Raw genomic sequence first — 4,215 nt, forward strand, 5'->3', positions numbered from 1 at the left:
CATCAGGGCCCGGAGGCGACCAAGGCCTCACCAACAGGCCGGATATATGGGAGCAACTGCGCTCACCGACTGCTGCAATCGAAGAGAAAAATGCTTGCAAATCGGGAGGAGTCCATATATGGATGGAGTGAAACGGAATCCGGGAATGATCATGGCACCGGCCTCCCCGTATTCCGCTGCGCTGCATACGGGCTACCTTGCTAGCCATTCCATAGTTTGACGCTGGCGCGTCTGGCTGCTTTGCGCAGGGCCTTGTCGAGCGTCGCGAAGGGGGTCCCTGTGCGTATGGCCAGATCCAGATAAACGGCATCATAGATCGTCAATCCGCATTCTCTGGCGAGCGCTACCGCTGTTCCGGTGCTCACCCGCTCCGGCGTATCGTCCGTGGTAATAGGAAGATCAGCCAAGAGTCGGCAGAACTGCTCGGATTCCGATCGCAGGATCCTTTTGCGACGCTCGAACATCAGCAGCACGTTCTGCACCTCGAGATGCCAGAGCGCCGGTACAATCGCGGATCCCGTTAGCAGCGCGTCCAGTGTTTTCTCGCTATAGCCGCTCGCGTCGTTCTTGAGGAGCCAGGGCATTGTCACCGAGCAATCGACAACCATCATCGCCGACCTTGCTTCATGGCCTCGGTCACCGTATCGAGCGGAATATCGGAACAATTACGCGCGGGTCGCACACGCTTGATGGCAGCGACGGCATCTTCCCCGGACCGGGTCGCTGGCCGGATGGGAACCAACCGGGCGACGGGTCTGCCGTGGTTGGTGATGGTGAAGGTCTCGCCCCGTTCCACCTCCTTTAGCAGGCGGGGAAGATGGGTTTTAGCCTCGTAAGATCCTATCTGCTTCATGGTCTGACTCACTACCCTAGTCTAAGACTAGTCTGAGTCGGTGTTACTGTCAAAGCGCCCGTCCGCGGTTGACCCGGCAGGGATGAGTCGCAAGCCTTCCCAAGTGCAGCCCTGGACTCACCCGCTCCCGCGGGACCGTGAGACTTTGGTAAACCCGGACCGAGCGGCGACGCATGCGCGTCAAACCGCCAAATAGCGCTGAATCAGCGCGTCGGTGAGCTCGGCCGTGGCGCCCGCCGCGACGATGCGGCCCTTGTTCATGATACAAAAATGGTCGGCCACGCGGCGCGCGAACGGGAGCTTCTGCGCGACCAGCAACACCGTCAACCCATGTTCCCGATTCAGGCGCAGAATGATGTCGCCGATCTCGCGCACGATGTTGGGCTGTATTCCTTCGGTAGGCTCATCCAGGATCAACAGCCGCGGTTCCAGGACCAGGGCGCGTGCGATGGCAAGCTGTTGTTGCTGACCGCCGGAGAGATCACCGCCCTGACGATGCAGCATGTCCTTGAGCACCGGAAAGGTCTCGAACACGATCGGGGGTACCCGCCGCGCTCCGTTGCGGCGCGCGCCGAGGCCCACCTTGAGGTTTTCCTCGACCGTGAGCAGCGGGAAGATCTCGCGCCCCTGGGGGACGTAGCCGATGCCGAGCGCCGCGCGTTTGTACGCCGGAAGGGGAGTCAGGTCCGTCGCCTCCATGCGCATGACGCCGGACTTGAGCGGCAACAGTCCCATGATGCACTTGAGCAGCGTGCTCTTGCCCACGCCGTTGCGGCCGATCAAACACGTGCACGAACCGGCCGCGACTTCCAGATCGAGATCCCATAGGGTGTGGCTCTCGCCGTAATAGTGGTTCAATTGCGCGACGCGTAGCATGTGAGCCTGTTTCGATTATGCCCCCAGATAGACCTCGATCACCTGCGGATGGTTTTGGACCTCCTGCATCTTGCCTTCGGCCAGCATCCGCCCTTCGTGCAACACCGTGACCCGGCGCCCGATGGAACGCACGAACTCCATGTCGTGCTCGACGACGATAATGGTGTGCCGGCCGGCGAGGGAGAGGAGTAATTCGGCGGTATGCTCGGTCTCCTCATGCGTCATCCCGGCCACCGGTTCGTCGAGCAACAGGAGCCTCGGGCTCTGCATGAGCAGCATGCCGATCTCCAGCCATTGCTTCTGGCCATGGGAGAGCACGCCGGCCCGGCGGTACCGGGAGTCGGTGAGGCCGATAATCGCAAGAACTTCCTCGATGCGATCCCGCTCCGCGCCGTTGAGCCGGGCGAAGAGGCTTGGCCACACCGCCTTGTTGGTGTAGAGCGCCAGCTCCAGGTTCTCAAAGACGCTCTGGTGCTCGAAGACGGTCGGAATTTGGAACTTGCGGCCGATGCCGGCTTGGGCGATCTCGGGTTCGGTAAGGCTCAAGAGATCGACGCTCCGGGCAAAGAAAGCCGTTCCTTGATCGGGACGGGTCTTACCTGTGATCACATCCATCATGGTGGTCTTACCGGCGCCGTTGGGGCCGATGATGCAGCGGAGCTCGCCGTCATCGACATAGAGCGATAGGCCGTCTAAAGCCTTGAACCCATCGAAGCTCACGGTGATATCCTCGATATAAAGGATCGGCAGACTCGAGGGATCCGGAGCCGGCTCGCTCGCCGATCCGAAGCCATAGGTCATCAAGTCCACTCGGCGCACGGGTTTGCGCGGCCGCTGCGGCTCAAACTGCATCAGGGCGGCTCCTTGCGCCCGCGGAATAAACCGACCAGCCCCCGTGGCAAGAACACCGTCACCAGGACAAACAGACCGCCCAATGCGAACAGCCAAACCTCCGGCAGCGCCCCGGTCAGATAGGTCTTGGCGTAGTTGATCAGCCCGGCCCCGGCCACGGCCCCGTAGAGGGTCGCGCGCCCGCCGACCGACACCCAGATCACGACCTCGATGGAGTTCAAGGGGGAAAACTCGCTGGGGTTGATGATCCCGACCTGGGGCACGTACAAGGCCCCGGCGATCCCGGCCAGCACAGCCGACAAGACGAACACCCAGAGCTTGAAAAGCTCGACCCGGTAGCCGAGAAAGCGGGTGCGATCCTCGGCGTCGCGGATGGCCACGACCACCCGCCCGAGCTTGGAGCTTACCACGGCGCGGCAGGCGACATAACCGAGCGCGAGGGCCAGCGCCGAGACCACGAAGAGCCCAGCCCGTGTGCTGTCCGCGTGAACGTCGAAACCGAGGAGAGTCTTGAAATCCGTTAGGCCGTTGTTGCCGCCGAAGCCCATGTCGTTGCGGAAAAAAGCCAGCATCAACGCATAGGTGAGCGCCTGGGTGATGATCGATAAATACACGCCCGTCACGCGCGAGCGAAACGCGAGCCAGCCGAACACCAACGCCAGCAACCCCGGCACCAGCATCACCATGAGAGCCGCGAACCAGAACTGATCGAAGCCGTACCAATACCACGGGAGCTCTTTCCAGTTGAGAAATACCATGAAGTCCGGCAGCACGGGATCGCCATAGACCCCTCGGGGGCCAATCGCGCGCATGAGATACATGCCCATGGCATACCCGCCCAAGGCAAAGAAGGCGCTGTGCCCGAGGCTCATGATCCCGCAGTAACCCCAGATGAGATCCAGGGCGATGGCGAGCAGGGCATAGGTGAGATATTTGCCCAGCAAGGTGACCGTATAGGTAGAGAGGTGCAACGACGAGGATTCCGGCACCGCTAGATTGAGCACCGGCACGACGAGAATTGCGATACCCAAGAGCGCCAATAATAGGGTTCCGCCGAGATCGCGCTTGAGCAGCATACGCTAACCCTCGGCCGCCCGGCCCTTCTGCGGGAACATGCCTCGCGGCCGCTTCTGGATATAGATGATGATGAACACCAACACCAGGATTTTGGCCAGCACCGCCCCGGCGTAGGGCTCGAGGAATTTGTTGACGATCCCGAGCGACACCCCTCCGACCAGCGTACCCCACAGGTTGCCCACGCCGCCGAACACGACGACGATGAAGGAATCGATGATGTACGCCTGGCCGAGGTTCGGCCCCACGTTCGTGAGCTGGCTGAGCGCGACGCCGGCGATCCCGGCAATCCCGGAGCCCAAACCGAAGGTCATGGCATCCACCCACTCGGTGCGGATCCCCACGGCCTTGGCCATGGCCCGATTCTGCGCCACCGCCCGCACCTGCAAGCCGAGCCGGGTGTGTTTCAGGAGCGCTACCAGCGCGAGAAACACCAGCAGGCCGAAGAGCGTGATGTACAACCGGTTGTAAGTCAGCGAGAGGGCGTCGTTGATCTCCAGCGAGCCGCTCATCCAAGCGGGCGTGGAGACCGATCGGTTCAGCGGCGAAAAGATGCTGCG

The 4,215-nt window shown here is 61.8% G+C and carries 6 protein-coding genes; all 6 read right to left on the reverse strand.

What is annotated here, in order from left to right:
- Positions 1-200: 200 nt before the first annotated feature.
- Positions 201-611, reverse strand: coding sequence for a type II toxin-antitoxin system VapC family toxin (locus M3436_19700; protein ID MDQ3566205.1), 411 nt, complete (start codon positions 609-611; stop codon positions 201-203).
- Positions 608-853 (reverse strand): type II toxin-antitoxin system prevent-host-death family antitoxin, encoded by a 246-nt coding sequence (locus M3436_19705; protein MDQ3566206.1) that lies wholly within the window; start codon positions 851-853, stop codon positions 608-610. Before M3436_19705 ends, M3436_19700 begins: the two co-directional genes overlap by 4 nt.
- A gap of 180 nt (positions 854-1,033) precedes the next feature.
- Positions 1,034-1,729, reverse strand: coding sequence for an urea ABC transporter ATP-binding subunit UrtE (urtE, locus tag M3436_19710; protein ID MDQ3566207.1), 696 nt, complete (start codon positions 1,727-1,729; stop codon positions 1,034-1,036).
- Between the two features lie 15 nt (positions 1,730-1,744).
- Positions 1,745-2,530 carry an urea ABC transporter ATP-binding protein UrtD gene (gene urtD / locus M3436_19715; GenBank protein MDQ3566208.1) on the reverse strand — a complete coding sequence of 262 codons (786 nt, stop codon included), beginning with the start codon at positions 2,528-2,530 and terminating at the stop codon, positions 1,745-1,747.
- A 50-nt stretch (positions 2,531-2,580) separates the two neighbouring features.
- Complete coding sequence (gene urtC, locus M3436_19720) at positions 2,581-3,657, reverse strand: urea ABC transporter permease subunit UrtC (protein ID MDQ3566209.1); 1,077 nt, start codon at positions 3,655-3,657, stop codon at positions 2,581-2,583.
- A 3-nt stretch (positions 3,658-3,660) separates the two neighbouring features.
- Positions 3,661-4,215: branched-chain amino acid ABC transporter permease (locus tag M3436_19725; GenBank protein MDQ3566210.1), on the reverse strand; the 555-nt coding region annotated here is incomplete at its 5' end.

This window comes from Pseudomonadota bacterium, assembly GCA_030859565.1.
GTDB lineage: Bacteria > Pseudomonadota > Gammaproteobacteria > JACCXJ01 > JACCXJ01 > USCg-Taylor.

Bases quoted from the DNA above. Each gene is read 5' to 3' on its own strand.
- M3436_19700 (MDQ3566205.1), bottom strand. From the start codon at position 611: ATGATGGTTGTCGATTGCTCGGTGACAATGCCCTGGCTCCTCAAGAAC.
- urtD (MDQ3566208.1), bottom strand. From the start codon at position 2,530: ATGACCTATGGCTTCGGATCGGCGAGCGAGCCGGCTCCGGATCCCTCG.
- urtC (MDQ3566209.1), bottom strand. From the start codon at position 3,657: ATGCTGCTCAAGCGCGATCTCGGCGGAACCCTATTATTGGCGCTCTTG.
- M3436_19705 (MDQ3566206.1), bottom strand. From the start codon at position 853: ATGAAGCAGATAGGATCTTACGAGGCTAAAACCCATCTTCCCCGCCTG.
- urtE (MDQ3566207.1), bottom strand. From the start codon at position 1,729: ATGCTACGCGTCGCGCAATTGAACCACTATTACGGCGAGAGCCACACC.